The 22,174-nt window shown below is 57.4% G+C and carries 25 protein-coding genes; 6 read left to right on the top strand and 19 right to left on the bottom strand.

From position 1 onward, the window contains the following. The 7 genes from ACR0DJ_RS12095 to ACR0DJ_RS12065 are packed head-to-tail and all read right to left on the bottom strand — an operon-like array spanning window position 1 to window position 5,174. Entirely contained in the window at window positions 1-597 is a 597-nt protein-coding gene (locus tag ACR0DJ_RS12095; protein ID WP_480685113.1) for an ABC transporter ATP-binding protein, read from the bottom strand. Then, window positions 594-1,343 (bottom strand): ABC transporter permease, encoded by a 750-nt coding sequence (locus ACR0DJ_RS12090; protein ID WP_480685111.1) that lies wholly within the window; start codon window positions 1,341-1,343, stop codon window positions 594-596. The genes ACR0DJ_RS12095 and ACR0DJ_RS12090 overlap by 4 nt, the downstream gene beginning before the upstream one ends. 6 nt (window positions 1,344-1,349) lie before the next feature. After that, the gene (locus ACR0DJ_RS12085; RefSeq protein WP_480685109.1) at window positions 1,350-2,315 is read right to left on the bottom strand and encodes an ABC transporter substrate-binding protein; all 966 of its coding nucleotides are present in this window, start codon (window positions 2,313-2,315) and stop codon (window positions 1,350-1,352) included. A 20-nt stretch (window positions 2,316-2,335) separates the two neighbouring features. Next, a complete protein-coding gene (locus tag ACR0DJ_RS12080; RefSeq protein ID WP_170346825.1) occupies window positions 2,336-2,584 on the bottom strand; it encodes a PepSY domain-containing protein in 249 nt (82 codons plus the stop codon). A 15-nt stretch (window positions 2,585-2,599) separates the two neighbouring features. After that, window positions 2,600-3,037, bottom strand: coding sequence for a cupredoxin domain-containing protein (locus ACR0DJ_RS12075; protein WP_170346824.1), 438 nt, complete (start codon window positions 3,035-3,037; stop codon window positions 2,600-2,602). Window positions 3,038-3,056: 19 nt separating this feature from the next. Continuing rightward, window positions 3,057-4,028, bottom strand: coding sequence for a YVTN family beta-propeller repeat protein (locus tag ACR0DJ_RS12070; protein ID WP_480685107.1), 972 nt, complete (start codon window positions 4,026-4,028; stop codon window positions 3,057-3,059). A 12-nt stretch (window positions 4,029-4,040) separates the two neighbouring features. Beyond that, window positions 4,041-5,174, bottom strand: a complete 1,134-nt coding sequence (locus tag ACR0DJ_RS12065; protein WP_257601401.1) for an ABC transporter substrate-binding protein — start codon at window positions 5,172-5,174, stop codon at window positions 4,041-4,043. A 366-nt stretch (window positions 5,175-5,540) separates the two neighbouring features. Here ACR0DJ_RS12065 and ACR0DJ_RS12060 point away from each other — a divergent pair, with 366 nt between their 5' ends. Genes ACR0DJ_RS12060 through ACR0DJ_RS12050 form a run of 3 tightly spaced genes read left to right on the top strand, consistent with a single transcriptional unit; the run spans window position 5,541 to window position 7,826 of the window. Beyond that, a complete protein-coding gene (locus tag ACR0DJ_RS12060) occupies window positions 5,541-6,080 on the top strand; it encodes an SRPBCC family protein (protein WP_425079158.1) in 540 nt (179 codons plus the stop codon). Then, window positions 6,067-7,011 carry a YncE family protein gene (locus ACR0DJ_RS12055; RefSeq protein WP_480685104.1) on the top strand — a complete coding sequence of 315 codons (945 nt, stop codon included), beginning with the start codon at window positions 6,067-6,069 and terminating at the stop codon, window positions 7,009-7,011. Before ACR0DJ_RS12060 ends, ACR0DJ_RS12055 begins: the two co-directional genes overlap by 14 nt. Continuing rightward, complete coding sequence (locus tag ACR0DJ_RS12050; RefSeq protein ID WP_170346821.1) at window positions 7,008-7,826, top strand: quinoprotein dehydrogenase-associated SoxYZ-like carrier; 819 nt, start codon at window positions 7,008-7,010, stop codon at window positions 7,824-7,826. The genes ACR0DJ_RS12055 and ACR0DJ_RS12050 overlap by 4 nt, the downstream gene beginning before the upstream one ends. 1 nt (window position 7,827) lies before the next feature. Here the strand turns inward: ACR0DJ_RS12050 and ACR0DJ_RS12045 are convergent, their stop codons facing one another. From ACR0DJ_RS12045 to ACR0DJ_RS12015, 7 genes are all read right to left on the bottom strand, one after another. Next, window positions 7,828-8,382 (bottom strand): PQQ-dependent catabolism-associated CXXCW motif protein, encoded by a 555-nt coding sequence (locus ACR0DJ_RS12045; protein ID WP_171170163.1) that lies wholly within the window; start codon window positions 8,380-8,382, stop codon window positions 7,828-7,830. Then, complete coding sequence (locus ACR0DJ_RS12040) at window positions 8,379-9,221, bottom strand: substrate-binding domain-containing protein (RefSeq protein ID WP_371813750.1); 843 nt, start codon at window positions 9,219-9,221, stop codon at window positions 8,379-8,381. The genes ACR0DJ_RS12045 and ACR0DJ_RS12040 overlap by 4 nt, the downstream gene beginning before the upstream one ends. Then, complete coding sequence (locus tag ACR0DJ_RS12035; RefSeq protein ID WP_425079161.1) at window positions 9,205-9,708, bottom strand: c-type cytochrome, methanol metabolism-related; 504 nt, start codon at window positions 9,706-9,708, stop codon at window positions 9,205-9,207. Before ACR0DJ_RS12035 ends, ACR0DJ_RS12040 begins: the two co-directional genes overlap by 17 nt. Before the next feature lie 69 nt (window positions 9,709-9,777). Continuing rightward, window positions 9,778-11,580 carry a lanthanide-dependent methanol dehydrogenase XoxF5 gene (gene xoxF5, locus ACR0DJ_RS12030; protein WP_170346817.1) on the bottom strand — a complete coding sequence of 601 codons (1,803 nt, stop codon included), beginning with the start codon at window positions 11,578-11,580 and terminating at the stop codon, window positions 9,778-9,780. Window positions 11,581-11,716: 136 nt separating this feature from the next. Continuing rightward, complete coding sequence (locus tag ACR0DJ_RS12025) at window positions 11,717-12,106, bottom strand: c-type cytochrome (protein ID WP_368040374.1); 390 nt, start codon at window positions 12,104-12,106, stop codon at window positions 11,717-11,719. Between the two features lie 22 nt (window positions 12,107-12,128). Further along, window positions 12,129-12,962 (bottom strand): S-formylglutathione hydrolase, encoded by an 834-nt coding sequence (gene fghA, locus ACR0DJ_RS12020; RefSeq protein WP_217355958.1) that lies wholly within the window; start codon window positions 12,960-12,962, stop codon window positions 12,129-12,131. 1 nt (window position 12,963) lies between these two features. After that, the gene (locus ACR0DJ_RS12015; RefSeq protein ID WP_117873003.1) at window positions 12,964-14,076 is read right to left on the bottom strand and encodes an S-(hydroxymethyl)glutathione dehydrogenase/class III alcohol dehydrogenase; all 1,113 of its coding nucleotides are present in this window, start codon (window positions 14,074-14,076) and stop codon (window positions 12,964-12,966) included. A gap of 165 nt (window positions 14,077-14,241) precedes the next feature. Between ACR0DJ_RS12015 and ACR0DJ_RS12010 the strand changes: the two genes are divergently transcribed. Both ACR0DJ_RS12010 and ACR0DJ_RS12005 read left to right on the top strand, forming a co-directional pair. Continuing rightward, complete coding sequence (locus tag ACR0DJ_RS12010; protein WP_425079162.1) at window positions 14,242-14,856, top strand: hypothetical protein; 615 nt, start codon at window positions 14,242-14,244, stop codon at window positions 14,854-14,856. A gap of 29 nt (window positions 14,857-14,885) precedes the next feature. Further along, on the top strand, window positions 14,886-15,665 hold the full coding sequence (locus ACR0DJ_RS12005) for a pentapeptide repeat-containing protein (RefSeq protein WP_170346815.1): 780 nt from the start codon (window positions 14,886-14,888) through the stop codon (window positions 15,663-15,665). 5 nt (window positions 15,666-15,670) lie between these two features. Here ACR0DJ_RS12005 and ACR0DJ_RS12000 read toward each other — a convergent pair whose 3' ends face one another. Then, window positions 15,671-16,702, bottom strand: a complete 1,032-nt coding sequence (locus tag ACR0DJ_RS12000; protein ID WP_425079163.1) for a quinoprotein relay system zinc metallohydrolase 2 — start codon at window positions 16,700-16,702, stop codon at window positions 15,671-15,673. A 122-nt stretch (window positions 16,703-16,824) separates the two neighbouring features. Between ACR0DJ_RS12000 and ACR0DJ_RS11995 the strand changes: the two genes are divergently transcribed. Then, the gene (locus tag ACR0DJ_RS11995; RefSeq protein ID WP_170346813.1) at window positions 16,825-17,637 is read left to right on the top strand and encodes a quinoprotein dehydrogenase-associated SoxYZ-like carrier; all 813 of its coding nucleotides are present in this window, start codon (window positions 16,825-16,827) and stop codon (window positions 17,635-17,637) included. Between the two features lie 15 nt (window positions 17,638-17,652). Here ACR0DJ_RS11995 and ACR0DJ_RS11990 read toward each other — a convergent pair whose 3' ends face one another. The 4 genes from ACR0DJ_RS11990 to ACR0DJ_RS11975 are packed head-to-tail and all read right to left on the bottom strand — an operon-like array spanning window position 17,653 to window position 22,174. Next, on the bottom strand, window positions 17,653-18,006 hold the full coding sequence (locus ACR0DJ_RS11990; RefSeq protein WP_170346913.1) for a hypothetical protein: 354 nt from the start codon (window positions 18,004-18,006) through the stop codon (window positions 17,653-17,655). Window positions 18,007-18,038: 32 nt separating this feature from the next. Next, the gene (locus ACR0DJ_RS11985) at window positions 18,039-18,713 is read right to left on the bottom strand and encodes a hypothetical protein (RefSeq protein ID WP_480685098.1); all 675 of its coding nucleotides are present in this window, start codon (window positions 18,711-18,713) and stop codon (window positions 18,039-18,041) included. 45 nt (window positions 18,714-18,758) lie between these two features. Continuing rightward, window positions 18,759-21,014: a PAS domain-containing sensor histidine kinase gene (locus ACR0DJ_RS11980; protein WP_480685096.1), complete on the bottom strand. Its 2,256-nt coding sequence runs from the start codon at window positions 21,012-21,014 to the stop codon at window positions 18,759-18,761. Between the two features lie 2 nt (window positions 21,015-21,016). Next, a complete protein-coding gene (locus tag ACR0DJ_RS11975; RefSeq protein ID WP_170346810.1) occupies window positions 21,017-22,174 on the bottom strand; it encodes an FIST N-terminal domain-containing protein in 1,158 nt (385 codons plus the stop codon).

The raw sequence follows: 22,174 nt of genomic DNA, 5'->3' as shown, positions 1-22,174 counted from the left end.
CTAACCCAGAACGGCCCCGTCTGGCCCGGCTACCAGGTTCAGGATCCGGTCGGAAAGACGCTGTGCTTCGGGTTGGGAATGCGTCACGAACAGGGTCGCCGGGCGATGCCGCGCGATGAGGTCCTCGGTCAGGGTCAGCATCGTCTCGGCCGTTTCGGAATCCAGTGATACAAAGGGCTCGTCCATAATCAGAAACTCGGGCTTCCCGGCAAAGGCGCGCGCCAGAGAAAGCCGGCGCTGCTGACCCAGTGACAACTGGCCGGGAAACAAATCCCCCTTTCCGTCCAAACCCACGTCAGTCAGCGCGGCGTCGGCCTCAGCCTGCGACAGGTCGCCATGAATCAGGGTCAGATTGTCGATAGCCGAACGCCATGGCAGCAAAGTGGGTTCCTGAAACACAATGGCCAGTCGATCCGGCCGCACGATCTGGCCTTCGAAATCCGGGTCAATGCCTGCCACCAATCGCAGCAGCGTCGTCTTTCCAATGCCCGATGGACCGGTCAGCGCGACCGTTTCCCCGGCGGCGATGTCAAACGCAATGGAGCCCAGGACGGCGTGGTGTTCAAAACGCTTCTTCCGGATGTCAATTCGGATCATGCAGTTCTCCACCGTCGAGCGTTCCGCTCCAAGGGTTGAAGAACCAGCCATTCGACAACCAGCATGACGGCAATGAACGAAAACGCATAGACCAGCACCATTGCCACATCAAACAGCTGAAAATACAAGTGGATTTGAAACCCGACTCCGGATGAGCGCCCAAGAAACTCGACCACAAGCACGATTTTCCAGATCAAAGAAAGCCCGGACCGTGCAGCAGCTGCGATAAACGGCGCAAGCTGCGGCAGGATCACATGACACTGTCGTGTTTGCCACGGCATCCGGTAGACCCGTGCCAACGCATCCAGATCCGGGCTCAGCGCCCTGCCGCCCTCTCGGAGGATCGTTGCGACATTGGGAATTTTGTTCAGCGTTACCGCGGTGATCGCCGCAGCTTCGGTCAGCCCGATCCAGAGATAGCACAGCACGATCAGAACCAATGCGGGCAGGTTCAGGAAGATAACCAGCCATGGATCAAGCCAGCGGTTCAGCGCATCCGATCGCCCCATGGCCAGGCCAATGATCGTTCCCAAGATCATCGCCAACACGAAGGCCCAGATCACACGTAACAGTGTCGCACCAAGGCTGCGCAGCAATTCGCCTGACGCAAGTTCTTGCTGAAACCGGGGGATCAGGTCCCAGGGTTGCGGCAGAATCTGAGGGTCTGCGGTCAGCGACGCCGCAACAATCCACAGCGCCACAAGGCCTGCGATGGACAAAAGCGGCGTGAGGCGCGCGTTTTGCATCTGATCCTATTCCACGTCAGCAAAAAGACCCTGTGGCACTGTCGTCGCAGCGCCCACCAGCTCAGCCCCGCCCAATTCGGCCATAAGTTCCAGCATCTTGTTGGCCGCGACCGCATCGACCGGGCGACGATCGGGAATACCGGCGATCCAATCGAGCCTGAGTTGTTCAAACTGTGCATCAGACTTGACGTTCATCCGCGGTCTGATCGCCTCCCATGCCTCGGGCGAATTGGCCAGCAGGTCCTTGGCGTCGCGGCTGGCGGTAAACAGGCTTTGCGCAAGGTCGGGGTGTTCGTTCAGAAAACTCTCTTTAAGGTAATAACCCAGCAGGGGTGTATTCGTGTCGAGCCCCAAAGCCTGCCCGGCTTCCTCAACCGAGATCAGCTCTTTCATGCCGGACGCTTTCATCTTGGCCAGGAAATGCCAGAAATTGATTGCCCCGGCATAGTCACCGTTCAAAGCAGATTTGAAGATCAGTGGGGGCGCACCAAACACCTGTTCGGTGTCGGCTTTCAAGTCCATCCCGTATTCTTTTGCTGCATAGGCGCGCAAAATCAGCCAGGATTTATCCAGCGGACCACCCGCGATGCCGATCTTGCCGCCCGCCAAATCCTTCAAACTGGTTGCCGGGCTGTCAGCGGGCACAACCACGCCGCCCACGGCTTTGGAATAAGGGATGAACACATAGTCCTTGCCGGCAGCCCTTTGACGAGCAACCCAAATCCAGTCGGCAACCGCCAAATCAGCCTCATCCCCCTCGACCGCGATACGCGTTGCGCCATTGTCGGCAAATGGTTGAACATCAAGGACAAAGCCATGTTTCCGATCCAAGCCGTTCCGGCGAATGGTCTCCAGTTCCCAATTCACCGTTCCGATCTTGAGTACGGCCGCGCGAATGGTCGGCAGGGTCTCGGCTGCCAAAGCCCCCGAACTGAGTGCAAGTGCAAGGCAGGCGGCAAGAAGTTTGGTCATGACCCGATCCCTTTTATTCGCTATTCCGCCTTTCGGCTGACTTCATTCAAATCCTTGTCCAGCTTGATATCGAACTGGTTGCCGCCCTTGCAGATGACGTCATCCAGATCATAGCCATCGTCTTCAACCTCGATATCATCCGGATCCATCTGGCACTCGATAGAGGCAAGATAGGCTTCGATCTTTTCCACCGTTTCCGCGTCAATGTCGTCGGCGAAAGCCGGGGCCGCGAGAAGCCCGACGGTTATCAAAACTCCCATATTTTTCATGTACCTATCCCTTCTCTATTGAATACTAACCGTGATGCGTTGCGTTTCACCGGTGGACCCGGGGATGCGAATTTCATGACTGCCGGGTTTGATTGCGATGAACGACAATTCAGCCACGCCGGCCTTGTCAAACTCGATGCTGTCCACCGCCATCGGACGGATCTCGATCTTGTTGATCACGATCTCGTTCATCCAGATCGCGCGAAAGAACGATGGCCCCTCGATGGCCAGTTCCGCTGACCCATCAGCGGTGATCTCAAGCTTGTAATACGCGCCGGATTGCAGAACCACGTCTTCACCCAGGGGTTGCCCCGAAGCAAGCGTCAGCTTGATGGTTTCCCCACGGTTGCATTTCGCCAGAAGCCCGGCAAATCCCAGATCGTCACACAGCGGCGCCGCCGATACTGGCCCACCCAACGCCGCAACCATCGCTGCAATCACTAGTTTCTTCATTCCCGTCCCTCCCAGAACTTCAGTCAATGGTCACCACGCCCCAGGGCTGTTGACCGACCTGTACTGACTTGATGGCTTTCTCTGCGGCCACATCAATGATTGTGATGTCGTTTGAATTACCATTTGTGGTCAGCAGGTATTTTTCGTCCGGCGTGAAATCCAACTGCCAGACCCGCTGCCCCACCAGTATATAGTCCAGAACTTCAAGGCTTTGCGCGTCAACAACGGCGACCCGGTTTGCAGGCCCCAAAGCAACGAACAGGCGTTTGCCGTCCGATGTCACCTTGGCACCAACGGGCTGCAACCATTCCGGCTGCACGCCCGCCACTTCGAAGCTGATCTTGCCGACAACCGTCGGCGTTCCGTCTTCTGCAATGTCCATGACCGTGACGGTTCCACCGATTTCCGATGTCACGAACAGACGCTTTCCATCCGCTGTATACTGGGCATAGCGCGGGCGCTGGTCCACCAGGACATTATGCTTGATGGAATAGTCCTCGGTTGAAATGAAATGCGCCATGTTGGTGGTCTCGGACGTGTTGACCACGAATTTGGCGTCGGGACTCATTCCCATGCCTTCGGGTTCGACACCTACCGGAATTTCGGCCAAAACGGTGCGGGTTTCGGTGTCTGTGACCGTCACCAGATTGTCGTCTTCATTGGCGATATAGAGCCGCTTGCCCGAGGGTTCGAGAATGAAAAGTTCGGGGTCCGGACCAGAGGGCAAACTGGGAAGTTCCTCATAGGTCTCTGTATCAAATACCCGGATGATATTGTCATCCGAGGCACAGACATACAGCGTGCCGCCATCCGGGCTGACGGTGATCCCACGCGGTCGGTTGCCGCCTGGAAATTCGGTGATCACCTCCCAGGTTTCGGTATCAACCACGGTAATGGTGTTGCCCCGCTCGTTCGAGACAAAAGCCTTGCCCGCGAACACGGGACCGGCGGTCAGCGCAGCACAGGCAACGGTCAGCAATAGTCGTTTCATCAATACCTCCGGTTACTCAAATGCGCGACAGCTGGATTCCGCCCGATCCAACCCCATCGTATCGAGCGGCGAGACCTGGTGCAGAAACCCCTCTTGCGGGCTGACGCTGACAGTGATCGACCCGTCATACAGAAGGATCGGCTGACGCAACTGCCCGTTCCAATCGCGGAATGTCACTTTCTGCCCTTTGAATGCGGCAAGTTCGAACTGGTCAGAAAGGGCATAATCCCGCACACCTTCCGGTTCGGCGGTGCTGGCGCGGGTCACGGCCTCGCCGATTACGCGCAGTGCAAGCCAGGCGTTGTAGTCCTCGGGGCGGACATAGCGGCCTGTCAGATCCTCGAAACGGGTCTGGAACTGGGTCGCGCCCCATGCCTCATGCGCGCCGTGAAACGTCGTCGGACGCAAGCCGCCTGAACCCATCACGGGGCGTGGGGTCCAAAGGTGATAGGACAGATACCGCGCGAAATAGTCGGTTTCGTCCGCGGCAATCACGACGTCATGGTCTCGCGCATCTTGCGTGTCCAATGGCAATTGGCGCTGAACAAGAACATGACCGGAATCCGTTCTACGAGATCCCCCGGTATCCGCAAAGGTCCGATCTTCGGCAATCTTCGCGCCGAACTTGTTCGCTGCACGGCGATACGCGTCCGCGAGCTTGACATCCTCGGGGTTGGATCCGGCCAACAGGAACCAGTCGCCCCATTTCTTCCAGACGGCAAACTGAGCAACGGCATCGGCGTTCATGGCGCGGGACGGGGCGATATGAAGCAGGTTGCCCCGGCAGTTTGCGTCGCGAAGATCGACATCAGGCGCGGACACGTTGAAGACAAGCGCCCCGGAATCTGCCGCCTTGTCCGTCAGGCGCAACATGTCCGGTGCCTTGGCCAAAAGGACGATCAGGCGCACGCCTCCGGCAAGGATCTGGTCCATTGCGGCGTCAGCCTCTTCCGGCGGAACGGCCATCGTTATGGTCTCGTAGGTATGTCCCAGAAATCCGCCCGTGGTTCCGTTATCCTCATCCCCAAGCGCCGCACCGGCAAACCCCAGATCGTCCGGTTTCAAATCATAACGCGAGATCGGCAGAAGCGACGGATAGTCGATCCGCAGCACCGCAGCCTTCACATCGAGCGCCGCCGCGGTCATCGCGGATGCACACCAAAGAAGCGCCGCAAGCAGCGGCAGCAGGCGAATGCTCAAGATGTCCTCCCGTTGCCTGAAAGTCAGAGTTCAGGTTGAAATATTCGGGGCATAACGCCCCGAAAAACGGAACCAATACTTTTGGCCGTGTTGTAAAACAAAGCCTATCAGCTTCATCATTAAGCTCGATTCTTATTTTATAAGAATGCGCGTATATGGTTGATCTTGCTGCGGTTTCCCGCGACACCCGCCGATTTTTCAGGGGGTGTGACGGGTGACCGTCAACGTGCGCTCGCACGTCAGGTCTGACAAAAGAAACGCCGCAAGCGCGCGGCGTGTGCCAAAGCTCTGCGCATTCAGGGAGGACATGGAATGAATCGACGATTTCTTCTTGCCGCAACCACCGCTCTGCTGGTGCCGGGTCCGGTTTGGGCCCACGGGCCGACCCGGCAGAAAGTCACGCTGACTGCCGAGGTCGCAGCCTCACCAGAGGAAGTCTGGGCCGTTGTCGGGAACTTTGATGACATGTCGTGGCATCCTGCTGTGTTTGCGACCGAAGGAAACGGCGGCAACGCGATTGATGCGACCCGATTGCTGACACTTGGTCAGGAAGGCGGGCCGACGATCAATGAAATTCTGTACAAGTACAGCGCAGAGAAAATGAGCTACTCCTACCGGATCACCGAGGTCGCGGTAGAGGTGCTGCCTGTCACCAACTATTCGTCGCATCTGACGGTAAAACCGCGCGACGGAGGTGGTTCGATCATCGAATGGCGCGGCGCCTTCTATCGCGGGTATCCAAACAACGATCCTCCGGCCGAGTTGAATGACGAAGCCGCCGTTGCCGCCGTGACCGGCGTCTATCAGGCGGGTCTCGACGCGTTGATCGAGCGGTTCGGTGCGGCAAGTTAGCCACCTGCTGACGTTGTTCTTGGCGCTCTCTGGCAGCCCGGCACTGGCACAGACAGCATTCATCACCTGTCAGAACGGAGAAGAACTGAGCCGGATAGATCTTGCACGGATGCAGGAAACGGCCCGCTGGCCCCTACCTGGCAAGCCTGCGGGTGTGGCGGTTGGTCTGGATGAAACGCTGTTCACCATGTCCCCGGACAGCAAAATGGTAAGGCGTTTGTCTGCCGAGACCGGTGAAACGGTCGCGCAAGTCACGCTAGAAGGGGGGCCGATTGGTATCGCTCTGGATCAGGATCGCGGGCGGGTTTTTGTCTCGGATTGGTACAATGCCCGACTTTGGGTGCTGGACAGTGAAACTCTGAAAGTTCAATCCGAGTTGCCCACCGGAGCCGCCCCGGCGGGTATTGCGATATCAATAGACGGGCGCTTTCTGGCGTCGGCCGACAAGGATGCGGACCAGGTGTCGGTTTTCGATGCCGACACTCTTCAGCTTCTGCACCGCAGCCCGGTTGGATCACGCCCCTTCGGGCTGCGTTTTGCCCCCGATGGGCGTCTGTTCATCGGCAATGTCGGCAGCAATGATGTCAGCGTGGTCGATGCGGAAACCGGCGCCATCACCGCAACGGTCCCGGTCGGGGAACGCCCTTATGGCATCGCCTTCGCCCACGGCAGGGCGTTCGTCACGAACCAATATGCCAATACGCTCAGCGTCATATCTCTGGAGACGCTCGAACATGAGGGCGTGATTGATGTTGGAGAATACCCCGAAGGCATTGATGCGACGGCGGGCGAAGATCTGGTGGTCATCGCAAACTGGTTCGACAACACCGTCAGCATCGTGGACCCACAGGCCCTGTCGGTGGTAGAAACACTAGAAACCTGTGATGGACCACGTGCCTTTGGCAGGTTCCTGCAAGGAGGACAACAATGAAAGCATCTCACCTGATTGCGGCCCTGTTCAGCATGTTGGCGGCCCCGGTTTGGGCATCCAACGAGGCATGGGAAAATGTCCGAGCGCTGCTTTATGGCGACAGACCGATGCAGAACGGAGATGCGTTGATCGCGATTGATGCACCTTACCGCACACCCGATGACGCGCGGGCTCAACTGGCGGCTCAGGTCCTAGCCCCTCGGGGGGCAAAAGTGGCCAAGGTGACATTGGTGCTGGATGAAAACCCGATGCCGGTTTCTGCCGTGTTCGAGCTGGACGAGCCACTGCCGAGTTTTTACTTCGACGTGACCATGCGCGTGAACGGCCCGACCCCGATGCATGTCATCGCCGAAACCACGGATGGCCGCCTTTGGGTGTCAGAAACTTTCGTCAAAACCTCGGGCCTTGGCGCCTGCGCGGCGCCTCCCGGGACCGATCCGGAACTGGCCCTGGCAAACCTTGGCACGATGGAGGCCGAACTGGTCGGCCGAGTCCCTGCGCTGAACACGCGGACACGATTGTCAAACCTGGGTGCGGGCCGGGCCAACAAGATGGATCTGAACATTGATCATCCGTCGCATTCCGGAATGCAGATGGATCAGATTTCCCTGCTGTTCATCCCGATGCGATATGTAGAGACCGTGGATATCGATCTTGATGGCGCCGGGTATGTCCAGATGACGGGCTCGATTTCTCTGTCCGAAAATCCAAGGGTTGGCATTTCCGTTCCAAGCAGGGCGCAAGCGGTCGATGTGACCATGACGGATACGGACGGTACGGTCAGTCATTTACACAAAAAACTGGCGGGTTTTTAGATCACCCGCCTCCGGCAACGGGTTGGCCCGGGGCTGGCTTTACCCGCTCCAGTGGATAGCCCCACAAGGCCCAGCCGTCGGTGCCTTCCGGAAACCAGTAGACTTTGGTGTATCCCCATTCGATTGCGCGTCGGGCGGCATTCCAGCTCATCCAGCAATCTTCCAGGCAAAAGAACACGACACCGTGGTTGATATCGCCATTGGTGCTGGCCTCTAAACCGGTTCGAAAATAGTCTGCCGTAACATCGGCAATTGCGCCATAGCCGACATTTGGCAACCAGAGTGATCCCGGAATGCTGTCACGCGGCTTGTCGCGCCAGATCGTGCCTTCAGGCAGATTGGCGGGTTTGGGCGGCTGCGGCAAAACGTCGATGAACGCGACGCTTTGTTCCTGCCACAGGCCGTATGCCTCTTCCGGGCCGATGACCGTCCCGCCGGTTATCTGATCCGGCACCGGCGCGCGGTAGTGATCCATGCGATAATCACTTGGTTCGGGTACTGTCTGCGCTGTTGCGGCGGTCGAAATCAACGCAATTGCCACCGCTGCCCGCATCATTGCGACAGGTCCAGAACCTCGGTCCCCAGATCATTCACAAGTGGAACGCCTGCCTCGGCCAACACAGCATTGATCTCATCCTGATTGCGGCGGATCAGCGAGTTCAACTGCCGCTGCCAAACCTTCTCACCCTGACGCACGCCCATGGTGATGCGGTAAAACAGACGCGGCGGCAGTTCTTCCTTGACCAGCGGGATCACCTTGAAATCAGGATAGTCTGCTGTGACCAATGGTCCGCCCAGCGGACCCCAGAGAATGGCCGCATCGATCTCACCCGATTGCAGATCATCCAGCATGTCGATGGCCGGGCTTTCCACACGTCGGTCAACGAACAGGTTATAAGGCTTGGCTTGCCCGATCAGCCCGTTCCGCGCCATATGAGCCGCAGGCGGTGTACCCGCCACGATCCCGATCCGTTTCCCCTTGAGCATCGGATCGTTCAACATGTCCACCCGGGCCAGATCACTGTCCATCGGCACGATCAGCGCATAGGCGGACGTATAGTAGTGGTTGGTGTTCTGCACCAGCTCATGACCTTGCGCATAGCCGATCACCACATCGCATCGTTTGGCGGCCAGCGTGTTCCGTATGAAGCCCGTCGCCTGCGGAAACCAGACATATTGCACGGGCAGTTCCAGCTTTGCGGCAATCAATTCGGCCAGTTTGTTTTCAAATCCCGATCCGTCCTCGGATGACATGGGATTGTTGGCCGGATCCGCACAGACGCGAAAAGCCGTTCTTGAAACCAGGTCAGAAGTCTGCGCCGACACGGGCACTGCCTGACAAAGCCAGACGCAAAGTCCGAAAACCGGCAGGCAGGCCTTAGCCCATACACGCATCTTCATCCTCGCGGATCACGTCAGATTTCGCCTCTTTCTTGGGCGGGCGGCCACGCGGGATCGCACCCGACCCATGAGCCTTCAAGTATACATAGATGTCATCCAGAAAGCACATCACATTCGGGTTGTCGCCAAATCCCGGCATTACCGAGTTTTCAGCGGCGTTCACCACCTGGCGGCCATTGGTGACGACATCAACGAAGTCGTAATAATCCATTTCCAGCGCAGACTCTTTCAGAGCCGGCGCATAGGTCGAGCCCTCGCCATCCGGGCCGTGACAGACATGGCATTCCGCGTGATAGCGCCGGAAGCCCGAAAATGTCATCCAGTCTACGGTTCCATCCTCGGCCACGTTGAATGTCGGGATATCGTCTTCGGTGTAATACCGTCCATCTTCGGAATACGCGACTGCCAGATTGTCGGCAATCGCGGCAACAGGAAGGCAAGATGCAAGAATTGATGCCAGAAGACGTACAGAATGGTTCATGGAACGCTCGTTTCTTTTCAAGTGAAAACCGGCGCGGTCCGATTGAACCGCGCCGGCCAGATCTTTGGCTTAGTTCGGCAATGCGAACACGGTCAGCTGACCGCCCAGCGCGGTATAGTCGCTGAGTGCGGCATAGCCACCCACGGCGCCCAGACCGTCATTCGGGTTGGTCAAACCAGCCGCCAGACCGATACCGGCCCAACCACCGACACCGGACAGAATGCCGATATACTGCTTGCCACCTTGCTCGTACGTCATCACGTTGCCGATGATGCCAGAGGGCGTTTTGAACTTGTACAGTTCTTCCCCTGTTTCAGCATGAACCGCCTTCAGATACCCTTCGAGCGTTCCATAGAAGACAACGTCACCCGCTGTCGCCAGCGCACCGGACCAGACCGAGAACTGCTCGGGCAGTGACCACTTGATGCTTCCATCAGTGTTGTCCCAGGCAATGAAGTTGCCCATGCCACCATGGCTGTCGGGTGCCGGATACATCGCCAGAGTTGCACCCACATAGGGCTGACCAGCGGTATAGGACACGCGGAACGGCTCATAATCCATGCAGACATGGTTGGTTGGCACATACATCAACTGAGTCTTCGGCGAATAGGCCGCAGGCTGTTGGTCCTTGGTGCCCAAAGCCGCCGGGCAGATACCGGTCGAGTTCACGTCCTCGCCGTTCTGTTCCGTCGAATACTGCGCGACCACGGCCGGGCGGCCATAGGTTTCGCTGTTGGGATCCATGTCGACGCCAGTTGTCCAGTTCACAACCGGGTCGAATTTTTCGGCCACCAGCAGCTCGCCCGTCACGCGGTCCATGGTGTAACCAAGACCGTTGCGGTCGAAATGGGTCAGCAGTTTGCGCTGCTCGCCATCAATTTCCTGTTCCGTAAGGATCATTTCATTGATGCCGTCATAGTCCCATTCATCATGCGGCGTCATCTGGTAGAACCATCTTGCCACGCCGGTGTCGATGTCACGCGCCATGATGGTCATGGACCAGCGGTTGTCGCCCGGGCGCTGCGCCGGGTTCCAGGTCGATGGGTTCCCGGTGCCATAGTACATCAGGTTCTCGTCCAGATCCGCGGAATACCAGCCCCATGTGGTGCCGCCGCCGATCTTCCACTGATCGCCTTCCCAGGTGTTTGTACCCGAGTCCGCGCCAACCGGCTTACCCAGATGGGTGGTCTTTTCCGGATCAACAAGAATGTCCGAATCCGGCCCCATGGAATAGGCCCGCCAGACCAGCTCGCCCGAGTTCATGTCATAGGCCGTAACCGACCCGCGCACACCGAATTCGCCACCCGAGATACCGACAATGACCTTGTCCTTGATAGGCAACACCGTGGCTGTGTTGGTTTCGCCAATCGCCGGGTCGCCATTCTGGACTTCCCAGACGACATCCCCGGACTTGGCATCAAGCGCCACAACCTTGGTGTCGGCCTGATGCAGGAAGATCTTGCCATCCGCATAAGCCACACCGCGGTTCACCGTGTCACAGCACATGACCGGAATCACGTCCGGGTCCTGCTTGGGCTCATATTTCCAGACGATTTTGCCTTCGTTTGCCAGATCCAGAGCATAGACAATGTTCGGGAACGGCGTGTGGACATACATCATGTCGCCAATCACCAGCGGCGAACCCTCGTGCCCGCGCAGAACACCGGTCGAGAAGGTCCACGCCACTTGCAGATCACCTACATTGTCTGCGTTGATCTGATCCAGTTCGGAATAGCGCTGATTTTTGTAGTCACCCGTCTGGATCGCCCATTGTTTCGCGTTCTCCATCTGGGCAACCAGGTCGTCATTTGCATAGGCCGCGGTGGCCAGTGCAATGGCAATCCCGGAGGTCCAAAGCGATAGATTTTTCATTCAATCTCCTCCCTTTCGTGCAGCGATCTCTCTCTCTGCATTGCAACACCTCACCCAGGTCGGATTACGGTGTCTGTTGATGCTCGCCCCGACCGACGGTTTTCCGGTCGCTTAGGTGGGAGAGCAATGCGATCTCCTACGACCCGTTGTCCTCAAAGGTCGCAAGATATGCGATGATGTTCGCTCGATCGTCCTCTTTTCTCAGCCCGGCGAAGGTCATCTTGATCCCCTTCGCATAGTCGCGCGGTTTCGTCAGAAACGCGTCCAGTTCTTCGGGTGTCCAGACCAGCCCTTCTTCGGACAGCGAAATCAACACCGGTGAATAGCCAAATCCTTCGACGCTTGCGGCCTGACGTCCAACAATACCGTTCAGCACCGGCCCCACCTTGTTTTCAGCCCCTTCGCCCACCGCATGGCAGGCCTTGCACTTGCGAAAGACTTTTTCGCCCGCTTCGGGATCGCCTTCGGCGCTTGCAAAGGCCGGGAAAAGCATGAGGCAGGTTGCTGCGAATACCGTTCTGATCACTATCAATCTTTCCTTGCTGTTTTCATTGGCTGAGACGTTCCGCGTGCCATTCGACATGGTCGCGGGCAAAACTGTTCACGAAGAAGTACGAGTGGTCATACCCTTCCTGGATTCTGATCTGTCCGGGCTGGCGGCGCTTGGCCATCATGTTGGCCAGTGCTTCGGGTTTGAGCAGATCAAGAAACTGATCATCCGCGCCCTGATCGATCAGCAGGTCACCTTTCCAGCCGTGTTCTTCCAGCAGCAGGGTGGCGTCATGTTCGACCCAGGTGTTTTCGTCGTCACCCAGATAGCTGCTAAGCTGTTTACGGCCCCAATCCGACCGCGTCGGGTGTGCAATCGGCGCAAATGCCGAAAGAGACCCGAATTTGTCGGCGTTGCGTATCGCGATCGTAATCGCACCATGTCCACCCATGGAATGGCCCGTGATCCCGTGACGATCCTGCACCGGGAAGTTCTTCAGAACAATTCCGCGCAGCTCGTCGACGATATAGTCATACATTCTGAAATGGGCCCGCCATGGGTCCCGTGTGGCGTTCACGTAGAATCCGGCCCCCTGCCCCAGATCATAGGCGTCATCGTCGGCAACATTCTCGCCACGCGGGGATGTATCGGGAAACACAACCGCGACACCGTAATCCGCCGCCGCCTCCTGAAATCCGCCCTTGGTCATCGCGTTTTCATGGGTGCAGGTCAGGCCGGACAAGTACCACAACACCGGCACCGGCCCGGATTTGGCCTGAGGCGGCAGGTAGATGGCAAAGGTCATCTCGCAATCACAGGTCTCGGACGGGTGGGAGTACACGGTCTGCTCCCCTCCGAAACTGCGATTTTGCGAGATGGTTTTCAGACCCATGTCAGTACTCCACGACCGCGCGGATCGATTTACCCTGGTGCATCAGGTCAAAGCCGTGGTTGATTTCATCAAGTGTCAGCTTGTGCGTGATCATGGGGTCGATCTCGATCTTCCCGGCCATGTACCAATCAACGATCTTGGGAACATCCGTCCGGCCCTTGGCACCGCCGAACGCGGTTCCGCGCCATGACCGGCCGGTGACCAGCTGGAACGGGCGCGTTGAAATCTCGGCGCCAGCAGGTGCCACACCGATGATGATGCTTTCTCCCCAACCTTTGTGCGCGCATTCCAAAGCGGTTCGCATCACGCCGACATTGCCGGTCGCGTCAAAGGTATAATCCGCGCCACCGCCGGTCAGTTCGACCAGATGTGCCACGATATCGCCGCTGACTTTCGAGGGATTCACGAAATCGGTCATACCGAAATGAGTCGCCATTTCGGCCTTGCCGTCATTCAGGTCGACACCAACGATCTGGTCACAGCCCGCCATGCGACAGCCTTGAATGACATTCAGGCCAATTCCGCCCAGACCAAAGACCACGCAGCGTGAACCAATTTCGACCTTGGCCGTGTTGATAACGGCCCCGATGCCGGTGGTGACGCCACAGCCGATGTAGCAAATCTTGTCAAACGGCGCGTCCTTGCGCACCTTGGCCAACGCAATCTCGGGCACAACGGTGTGATTGGCAAACGTCGAACAGCCCATGTAGTGATGGATGGGTGTCCCGTCCAGCATGCTGAACCGGGTCGTCCCATCCGGCAGCAAGCCCGCACCCTGCGTGGCACGTACTTTCTGACACAGGTTTGTCTTGGGATTCAGACAATATTCGCATTCACGGCATTCGGGGGTGTAAAGAGGGATCACGTGGTCTCCAACCTCAAGGCTGGTAACACCTTCCCCTACTTCCAGAACCACTCCGGCGCCTTCATGACCCAGAATTGCCGGAAAAATCCCTTCAGGGTCATCACCTGAACGAGTGAACTCATCCGTATGACAAAGACCGGTCGCCTTGACCTCGATCAGGACTTCACCTGCTTTCGGGCCATCCAGCTCAACCTCCATGATTTCCAAGGGTTGGCCTGCCGCCACAGCAACCGCCGCGCGTGTTCTCATCTCTGTCTTTCCTCCCATGGCACCGGAATCAACCGTAGTCCGGCAACTTGGGTCGAGTATGAGGGCGAGCGCCATGTTCAAACAATTAAGACAATGGTGTGTATTGGGTTGAATGGACTTCGCGCGCAGATTCCATGCATGATGTCCGCGTGGAGGAGAGCTGCGATGTCTAACGGCAAGCTAACACTTATGGCTCTGGCCTGGCTCGGCGCGGCTGGCCCGGGCCTGGCAGCGGATTTTTCCGACCCAACCTGGCCGTGCATCCAACGCAAGGTCGAGGACCTGTCGCTGGGCCTCATGTGGCCGTACCAGGTCCCTGACAGCGAAACCACCGAAGACAGTGCCGACATCGATGAAATTGCTGGCCTGTTGGCGCTGAGGCGGATCGACCTGGAAGACCTGCGGCCCCAGGTTGCAGAGTTTGCCGCGCGTCACAACGGCGATCCGGATATTCTGGGTCAGGTGTTCCAGCGCGTCTTTGACACCTTGTCCAAAAGACGCAAGCACATCATCGCGGGGATCGGAGAGTTTTCTCTGAAGCAGATCGATATGGCTGAAAAGATTGATCTGGCCCGGGTGGAAATGGAGCAGGCCCTGTCTTCCGACCCGCCTGATTATGACCGCATTGACGCCCTTGAGGAGCAGCTGGATTGGGATCAGCTGATCTACTCTGACCGTCAACGCTCGATCACCTATCTGTGCGAAACACCGCAAATCATCGAGCGACGCCTGTTTGCGATTTCGCAAATGCTGCAACAGTTGACCTCAGATCAAGGTTAATGCAGCGGCCTCTTGGCAAGGAGGGAAATATGAAACACCTACTGATCGTCTTTCTGACGCTGTCGCCCCTCTCGGCCCTTGGCCAGTCCCCGCTCAGCGGCGTTGACATGACTCTGCCCAAGATGACCCAGGCGCAAATGACCCGCGCCGACGTTGTTGCCCGGCTTGCGGCTGCTACGGCCGACGCCCCCGCAGATTTCACCCGGGTCTGGCTGAACAATCTCGACTTGTCCGGGTTGGATTTCAGCAATGCGATCCTGCGAGCGACGTCTTTGAACGGCGCCAATTTGTCGGGATCCACTCTGGACGGCGCGATTCTCAGCCAGTCCTGGATGATCGGTGCCAATCTTTCAGGTGCATCGCTTGTCGGGGCCGAGCTGTTCCAGACCCAGCTCAGCCAGGCGGATCTGAGCGATACGGATTTCACAAACGCCCGAACAGCCGCCGATTTTACCAAGGCCAACCTGAACCGGGCTGTATTCAAAGGGGCGGATTTTTCGGCCGACATGCGCAACCAATCCATGGGGCTTATGCGCGGCGTCCTGTCCTCGGCTCGTGGATCGGACGTGGATTTCACTGACGCGAAAATGTCCCGCGCCGATCTGGAATTCGCCAAATTGCCCAACGCAGATTTCACAAATGCCGATTTGTCGATGGCCACATTGGGCGGGGCCGACCTGACAGGGGCTACATTGTCCGGTGCCGATTTTACGAATGCCGATTTGACGGCAACGCGGCTGATTGACGTTCGGGGCGCAGATCAGGCCAATCTGGGCGCCGCGAAAAACCTGGATCGGGCTATTCGCTGACAGGGCTATTCCCATTCAAGTTCGGTGAATGCGACGGTCGCATTGCGCGGGTTGTAGGCGTCAAACAATTCCCAGTGCACCGCTTCTTCCTGAGCGATCGTTTCAACCGCATCGCCCAGTCGCTGACCACTGTCGATTGCTTCGCGCGTGTCTGTTTCCAGCACGTTCAAATAGCGCATCATATCCTCGGCACCTTCAGGCCACGCCAGGATCGGCCCACCGTGGCCCGGTACGATTTGGGTGACGTCAAGCCCGGTCATCTGTTTCAGTACGCGTTGCCAGCCGATCAGTTGACCATCCAATGCCGGGGTATGCCGGTGAAACACCAGATCGCCGGTGAACATGACGCCGGTGTTTGCATCCATGACGGTCAAGTCATTCCCGGTATGTGCCCGGGGCCAGGCCCGCAGGATCAGTTTGCGCCCACCCAGGTCGATCTCGTCCGTGGTTTCAACAGCAATGTCGACGGAAATCGGCCCGACACCCACATAGGCACTGTCGCCGATCGCGGCGCTCAGGCTTTCGACATAGTTGCCCAACCGGTCCAGCAGTGCTCTCTCCAGCCCCGCATGGCCGACAACCTGTGCACCTGAAAGGGCCAAAGGCTCTGTTCCCAATGTGTGATCGGGATGCATGTGGGTCACAATTACGTGACTGACTGGCTTGTCCGTCTCGGCCCGAATGGCCCGCCAGACGGCCTCTCCTATCCAGGGTGCCGTTCCCGTATCAATCACCGCGACACTGTCCTGGCCGATGACAAATCCGATATTGGACACATCGCCCAGATTGTCCGCGTCGGGTTCCGCTATCAAACCGCGATGCACGAACAGACCCGGCGCAGCTTCTTCAAATTCCAGTGCCTGACCAATGTGTTGGCAATAGGGCTCGCCGCTGCGCCAATCGGAAAGCAGCGGAGGAGTTGTTTTCAGCTTCTGCTCGCATTCAGCCTGTGATCGGGCCTCATAACCCGGCAAAAGCTGTTCTCTGCAAGGCTCTGTCGCAACCTGAGCGCATAGCAAAATCACGGCTTCAAACATAGCAGCCCTCCGACCGGAACATTGGCACAGATCTCTGCCAGAACCACCGCGCCTTTCGTCGGCATATATTTTCCTTGCGTTTTGTGGCACATTCTTGGCCACCGGTTGCCGGAGGAGACAACATGGCCAGAGCACTAGCACCCGTAGCAATCCTTTCACTTGCACTAGCCCTGCCTGCATGGGCAGAGCAGCCAATCAAAAATCCGCTGGTCGACAGCGAAACCTGGAAGGACCTGCAATACGATGTCGTGGGCGAGGCCCAGATCGGAAATGCGGACACGCTGCTTTCGCTCGACGCCCCGTACCGGGCGCATGATGCCGCAACGGTGCCCATCGTTTTGAAACAGCTTGATCCCGATGCCCGGATTTCCGCTGCCACTGTCGTGATCGACGAAAACCCGGCCCCGGTCGCAGGCGTCTTCAGCTTTTCACCAGCTATGGGTCAGTTGGATTTCGAGATGCGAGTCCGCGTGAACCAGTATTCGAATGTCCGCGTGATCGCTGAAACGCCTGACGGGCTTCATATGACCGGCCGGTTTGTCAAAGCATCGGGCGGCTGTTCGGCACCGGCCAGCAAAGACCCTGAGGTCGCATTGGCGTCCATGGGCAAGATGAAGCTGCGCAGCTTTGGGCAAGAGGCGCAGATTTCCACGCCGCGTCGAGAAGCTCAGATCATGATCCGTCACCCGAACTATTCCGGCCTGCAACGCGATCAGGTCACACAACTGTTCATCCCCGCGCATTTCATCGACCATATCGAAGTCTGGCAGGGGGAAGAGTTGCTGTTCACGATGGATGGCGGCATTTCGATCTCGGAAAACCCGGCCTTCCGTTTTGCCTATAACGACAACGGCTCGACCATGTTGACGGTCAAGGCAACGGATACCGAGGGCAACACGTTCGAGAAAGACCTGCCCAAAGCCGCGGCCAGCTGACGGACCAGACTGCGTTTATCGAAAACAGACAACCTCGGCTTCAGCCTGCGCCCGGCGCAGGTCGGCCACCATGTTTTCGGCCAGCACCGCACTTTTGAAAAACGCCATGCGCTCTCCCCCGACCCGACGCATCGACAGAACAGTTTCCGCCTGTTCATATTGCTCATACGGCAGGATCGAGGCGATCAAATCGATCGAGCATGAACACCTGTCCAGCATCTCGCGGGTTTGACCGTTGGTGACCATGCATGCAAACACGTAATCCGCGCGTGCCGCGGTCGGGTAGTCATTGAGCCGATCCGCGACGCTTTGTGCAGACGCTGCAATGGGCGCAACCAGACTGCCTGCGATCAGGGCTGCAAAGGTCATGCGGCCGCGTTCCCGAAATTGGCATGGCGTTTTCATTCGCGCCCCTCCTGCATTCCTTCAAACCGCATTTCCGATCGATAAACAGCCGCGCCGTCACGTTCGGAAACAGCTTCCGCCACGAGGCTCAGATACCAGCCGGGGACCTCTTCCGACACCGTGACGCGAAGAACCAGGTCTGCGAACCCTTGCATCCGGTCGCGGTTCGGATCCTCGGCGAATGGGCGCAGGACAATGGTCTGAACGGGAATGGTTCTGCCATCGATCGCCGCCTCGCCCTCGACGATCTCGGCAGGTTGAACCAGCGCATCTTTGATACGGTTTCGGATATAAAACGGGCTACCTCCCGCGGACTCGGCCATATCCCGGATGGCGCTTTCATAGAAAACCATGATCATCGGATTGCCGACGCTGGCCGGAAAAACACCCATGGCGCGGTGTTTGTCGTCTTGGCGGAATTCCAGATGGGCCATCTCGTTCCCGTCATCCGAAAAACTCAGAGAGATAAGACCGGTATCACGTTCCGCCGTGTCGGGCCTTATCCGGTTTGTGACGGTACGCTGATAAATCAATTCCTTGTCACGTTCGATTGTGTCCAGAACGCCATTTTGGAACAGCAAATCATAGGCTTGCTCGGCATCGACCGATGCCGCGGAAACCGAATTCAAACTCAGAAACAAAACGGCGATACCGCAAAAAAGCCTTCTCATGGTTTTGTCCTCCCCGCGATGAGAGTATGGGCTAATCGCCCCATGTCACCGCCGACTTTTGTCGGTATTGAGCGGTTGCGTGTGCAAAGCGTTCTGAATCTTCCAGATGATCAAAGACCGGAGCCGCGGCAGTTTGACTGGTTTCGCCATCACCGAAATCTCATGCCGCAATCCGTCTTTGCGCAGGGCTTCACTGCGATCAGCGGTGATCAGGATTGCCGGAACTTGGGTCTGCGTCATCTCTCGGATCCGGTGAATTGCATGAACACCGGTTTCCCCATCATCCAATTGATAGTCGGCCAGAATGATATCCGGCGGCATGCCAATGTCTTTTATGAATTGCATCGCTTCCTTCGGCGACCGGGCCGGCAGAACACTGGCACCGTTCTGTTCCAACCACTGCGTTGTCCCAAACAGAACATCACGGTCGTTTTCGATCACCAGAATGATGAAATCCAGCGGCACGTCGCCCGTGTTGGCCAGAAGATCCAAGGGTTCGATGGTGCTTGGCCCGGTTTCGACCCTGTCCATTTCTATGCTGAACACTGAACCAACGCCAGGTTTGGACCGCAGCGAAAGCTTGTGACCCAACAGCCGGCAGGCGCGGTCCACGACGGACAAACCCAGGCCCATGCCGGAACCCAGTGGCACGTTTTCGGCCCGCGTGAATTCCTCGAACACGCGTTGCTGATCTTTGCGTGCGATCCCGATACCCGTATCCCAGACTTGCAAAATGACCTTGTCGCCGCGCCTGCGACACCCCACCAGAACCCGACCGCCCGGTTCGGTATACTGGATGGCATTCACCACCAGATTCTGGATCGAGCGCAACAGATAGATCGGATCGGATTTCACGATTTCCGAACACGGAACCACATCAAGCCTCACGTTCTTGTTCTCGGCCACCAGCGTTTGATCGCCCTGTATCCCTGCAATCATCGTAGCGAGGCTAACTTCCGTGGGTGAGACCGTGTCCGGATCGGTAGTTTCGAGCCGCGAAATATCCAGCAATGAGTGCAGCAGTTGTTCAGCAGATCCAAAGGCACCGTCCAACCGCTCCATCATCTCATGAAGCTCGGTCTCACGCGTGATCTCCAGCAGGGTCGAGATCATGAGTTTTGCGGCATTGATCGGCTGAAGCAGGTCGTGGCTGGCTGCCGCAAGAAATCGTGTCTTGGAAGAAACCGCAGCTTCGGCGCGTTCCTTTGCGATCCGCAGCGCCTCTTCCACCCGCGCTTTTTCTTCGTATTCCTGAACCAGCTTGGCGTTGGCATGGGTCAACTCTGCCGTGCGTTCCATAACCCGGTTTTCCAGGGTTTCGGTCGCGCGTGCTTCAAACGTCACGTCTTTCAGTTCGACCAGAAAACCACCATCCGGCAGTTGGTTGACCTGAATGTCCAATACGCGGTCTGATCCGTCGCGCACACGTTTGCGCAACCAGCCGCGGCTTTTCAGCTCGTATTGCCACTTGCCGATCCTGAGTTCATCATCGGCCTTGATCAGCCCACGCGTCCGCATCAGATCCAAAAGCGTTTGCACTGGCATGTTTGCCTGCAAGACGGATAGCGGCAGGTTCAGTATTTCCCGGAACCGCGCGTTGTGCATCATGATCTTGGTATCTGATGAAAACGTGCAAACGCCTGAGCTCATGTTTTGGAAAACCGCCTGAAGGTAGTCCTCCTGACGGTCAATCAGGGTTTCTTTCTCATCGCGGTTCCTGCGAACAACGGATGTGATGTCGGTCAGCAGAATGACCACATTCTGAGGCGACGTGTATTGTGCGCTGAGTTGATACCAACGATCCCCACGCAGTTCGATCACGTCGCTGGACACCATCCCGGTATGACAATTGCGCTCAAGCGTATCCAACATTTTCGATATTCCGTGGTCGGACGATACGAACTCGGGACTGTTCTGTACCAACAGAAAAAACCGACCCAGGCTGAGGCCGGGCCCGACAACGTCAGACATATCCGGGAAAATCGCCTGAAACAGCTCGTTGCACAGGTTCAATTCGCCATCCGTGAACAGCGCGAACCCTTCTTCCATGGAAGACAAGGCCCTGACGAGGCTCTTCCGGGTTTGTTCGCGTTCGTACCTGGCGCTTTCAAGTTCGGTGGTCGCGCGTTCCAGATCGCGACTCTGCTCCATCACCTGCTGCTGCAACTCTATCGCCGACTGAAACGCCAGGAAGGCGGACGGACCCACATCTTTCTGGCGGTTGGCGCGCCGCATCAGCGCGTCGATGATCTTGGCCTGTTTGGATATCTGGATCTCTGGCGGGTCGTCTGGATTCAGCATGGTCAGCTCAGGTCCCGCTTCTCGGGCTCAAAGAAAGCGACCCCCACAAAGGTCTGGTTCATATGTACGCCGGATTGCTGTTCTCCGTAGGTGTTGAAGCCAACCACCCGGTGAGATTGCAGAACATCCGAAACCTGTTTGCTCAACTGTTTCTGTTCGATTTCGAGTTTCCGCAGAATACAGTCGAATCCAAGAATGAAATCCGGGGCGGTTCCGGTGTTGTCGCGCACATTCAGCCCGGCTTCGAGCGTTTCAATGATCTCCTTCCCGCGCCCCAGTGTCATGATCAGGCCGTCATCGATCGCCGCGAGAAAAGACAGGGATCCCCCCTCCATCGGTTCACGAATGGCACGTACGTAGTAATTGAGGTTCTGCCTGAGAAGCAGAGGGTTTTCCGCAAATACCAGCGGCGACAGATCTTCGGCCGCGCACCCGACCAATCGGGCATATTCCTGCGCCGCCGGCGCCCCGTTGATCTCATAGACCACACGTTCTTCCGGGTTGGCGTCGGTGATGATGATCTCGGACCCGATGGGCAGGAAATGATCAAAACCGATACCCTGAAAACCAAGGTTGGTTTCAATCAACAACAGGACGGCAGCATTGTTGTGCGCCTTGCCACCGTGAAAAACGAACGTCTCTTCATATTGAAGGCCATCCCCGGCAGAGCCGCCGAATATCGGCAATCCATCCAGAACGGTTTCCAGCGTTGAGACCAGCAAGTCCTCCTGCTTGGACAATCCATCCGTAAACACCAGTGCCAGCCTGTTCCACCCCGCCGTGTGGCGGAATCTTTCGGCCAGTCGCTGGGCTGCGGCAGCGATTTCCGTTGAATTGAGCGGTCTGAGCGATTCGAACAAAACGGACGAGCATCGAAAGTTGGACTTCGGAAAGGCCAGCAGCAAAAGCGCATGCGATTCATAACCCGAACGCGTGATTTGTCCTGCGGTGGTGCAGCCGAAGACAGGAACACCCGCAAGTCTTTCGTTCAGGCAACGCGACACTTCCACTGGATCAAGAGTGCTGGGAACGAAGGCCAGGACAAAGCAGGACGACAGACTATCGATTTCCGCGCAGGCTTCTTCAACGGCGGTCGTCGGGTCCAAATCATCGGAACGGCCAATCGCAATGAAATTCGGTTCATGCTCCAGATCCCGCAT

The organism is Ruegeria sp. BF10, assembly GCF_056538725.1.
This window is presented reverse-complemented; position numbering and strand designations above follow the sequence as displayed.

Coding starts and splice junctions, on each gene's coding strand:
- ACR0DJ_RS12095 (WP_480685113.1), bottom strand. CDS start 597: ATGATCCGAATTGACATCCGGAAGAAGCGTTTTGAACACCACGCCGTC.
- ACR0DJ_RS12090 (WP_480685111.1), bottom strand. CDS start 1,343: ATGCAAAACGCGCGCCTCACGCCGCTTTTGTCCATCGCAGGCCTTGTG.
- ACR0DJ_RS12085 (WP_480685109.1), bottom strand. CDS start 2,315: ATGACCAAACTTCTTGCCGCCTGCCTTGCACTTGCACTCAGTTCGGGG.
- ACR0DJ_RS12080 (WP_170346825.1), bottom strand. CDS start 2,584: ATGAAAAATATGGGAGTTTTGATAACCGTCGGGCTTCTCGCGGCCCCG.
- ACR0DJ_RS12075 (WP_170346824.1), bottom strand. CDS start 3,037: ATGAAGAAACTAGTGATTGCAGCGATGGTTGCGGCGTTGGGTGGGCCA.
- ACR0DJ_RS12070 (WP_480685107.1), bottom strand. CDS start 4,028: ATGAAACGACTATTGCTGACCGTTGCCTGTGCTGCGCTGACCGCCGGT.
- ACR0DJ_RS12065 (WP_257601401.1), bottom strand. CDS start 5,174: ATGACCGCGGCGGCGCTCGATGTGAAGGCTGCGGTGCTGCGGATCGAC.
- ACR0DJ_RS12060 (WP_425079158.1), top strand. CDS start 5,541: ATGAATCGACGATTTCTTCTTGCCGCAACCACCGCTCTGCTGGTGCCG.
- ACR0DJ_RS12050 (WP_170346821.1), top strand. CDS start 7,008: ATGAAAGCATCTCACCTGATTGCGGCCCTGTTCAGCATGTTGGCGGCC.
- ACR0DJ_RS12045 (WP_171170163.1), bottom strand. CDS start 8,382: ATGATGCGGGCAGCGGTGGCAATTGCGTTGATTTCGACCGCCGCAACA.
- ACR0DJ_RS12040 (WP_371813750.1), bottom strand. CDS start 9,221: ATGCGTGTATGGGCTAAGGCCTGCCTGCCGGTTTTCGGACTTTGCGTC.
- ACR0DJ_RS12035 (WP_425079161.1), bottom strand. CDS start 9,708: ATGAACCATTCTGTACGTCTTCTGGCATCAATTCTTGCATCTTGCCTT.
- xoxF5 (WP_170346817.1), bottom strand. CDS start 11,580: ATGAAAAATCTATCGCTTTGGACCTCCGGGATTGCCATTGCACTGGCC.
- fghA (WP_217355958.1), bottom strand. CDS start 12,962: ATGGGTCTGAAAACCATCTCGCAAAATCGCAGTTTCGGAGGGGAGCAG.
- ACR0DJ_RS12015 (WP_117873003.1), bottom strand. CDS start 14,076: ATGAGAACACGCGCGGCGGTTGCTGTGGCGGCAGGCCAACCCTTGGAA.
- ACR0DJ_RS12010 (WP_425079162.1), top strand. CDS start 14,242: ATGTCTAACGGCAAGCTAACACTTATGGCTCTGGCCTGGCTCGGCGCG.
- ACR0DJ_RS12005 (WP_170346815.1), top strand. CDS start 14,886: ATGAAACACCTACTGATCGTCTTTCTGACGCTGTCGCCCCTCTCGGCC.
- ACR0DJ_RS12000 (WP_425079163.1), bottom strand. CDS start 16,702: ATGTTTGAAGCCGTGATTTTGCTATGCGCTCAGGTTGCGACAGAGCCT.
- ACR0DJ_RS11995 (WP_170346813.1), top strand. CDS start 16,825: ATGGCCAGAGCACTAGCACCCGTAGCAATCCTTTCACTTGCACTAGCC.
- ACR0DJ_RS11990 (WP_170346913.1), bottom strand. CDS start 18,006: ATGACCTTTGCAGCCCTGATCGCAGGCAGTCTGGTTGCGCCCATTGCA.
- ACR0DJ_RS11985 (WP_480685098.1), bottom strand. CDS start 18,713: ATGAGAAGGCTTTTTTGCGGTATCGCCGTTTTGTTTCTGAGTTTGAAT.
- ACR0DJ_RS11980 (WP_480685096.1), bottom strand. CDS start 21,014: ATGCTGAATCCAGACGACCCGCCAGAGATCCAGATATCCAAACAGGCC.
- ACR0DJ_RS11975 (WP_170346810.1), bottom strand. CDS start 22,174: ATGCGGGATCTGGAGCATGAACCGAATTTCATTGCGATTGGCCGTTCC.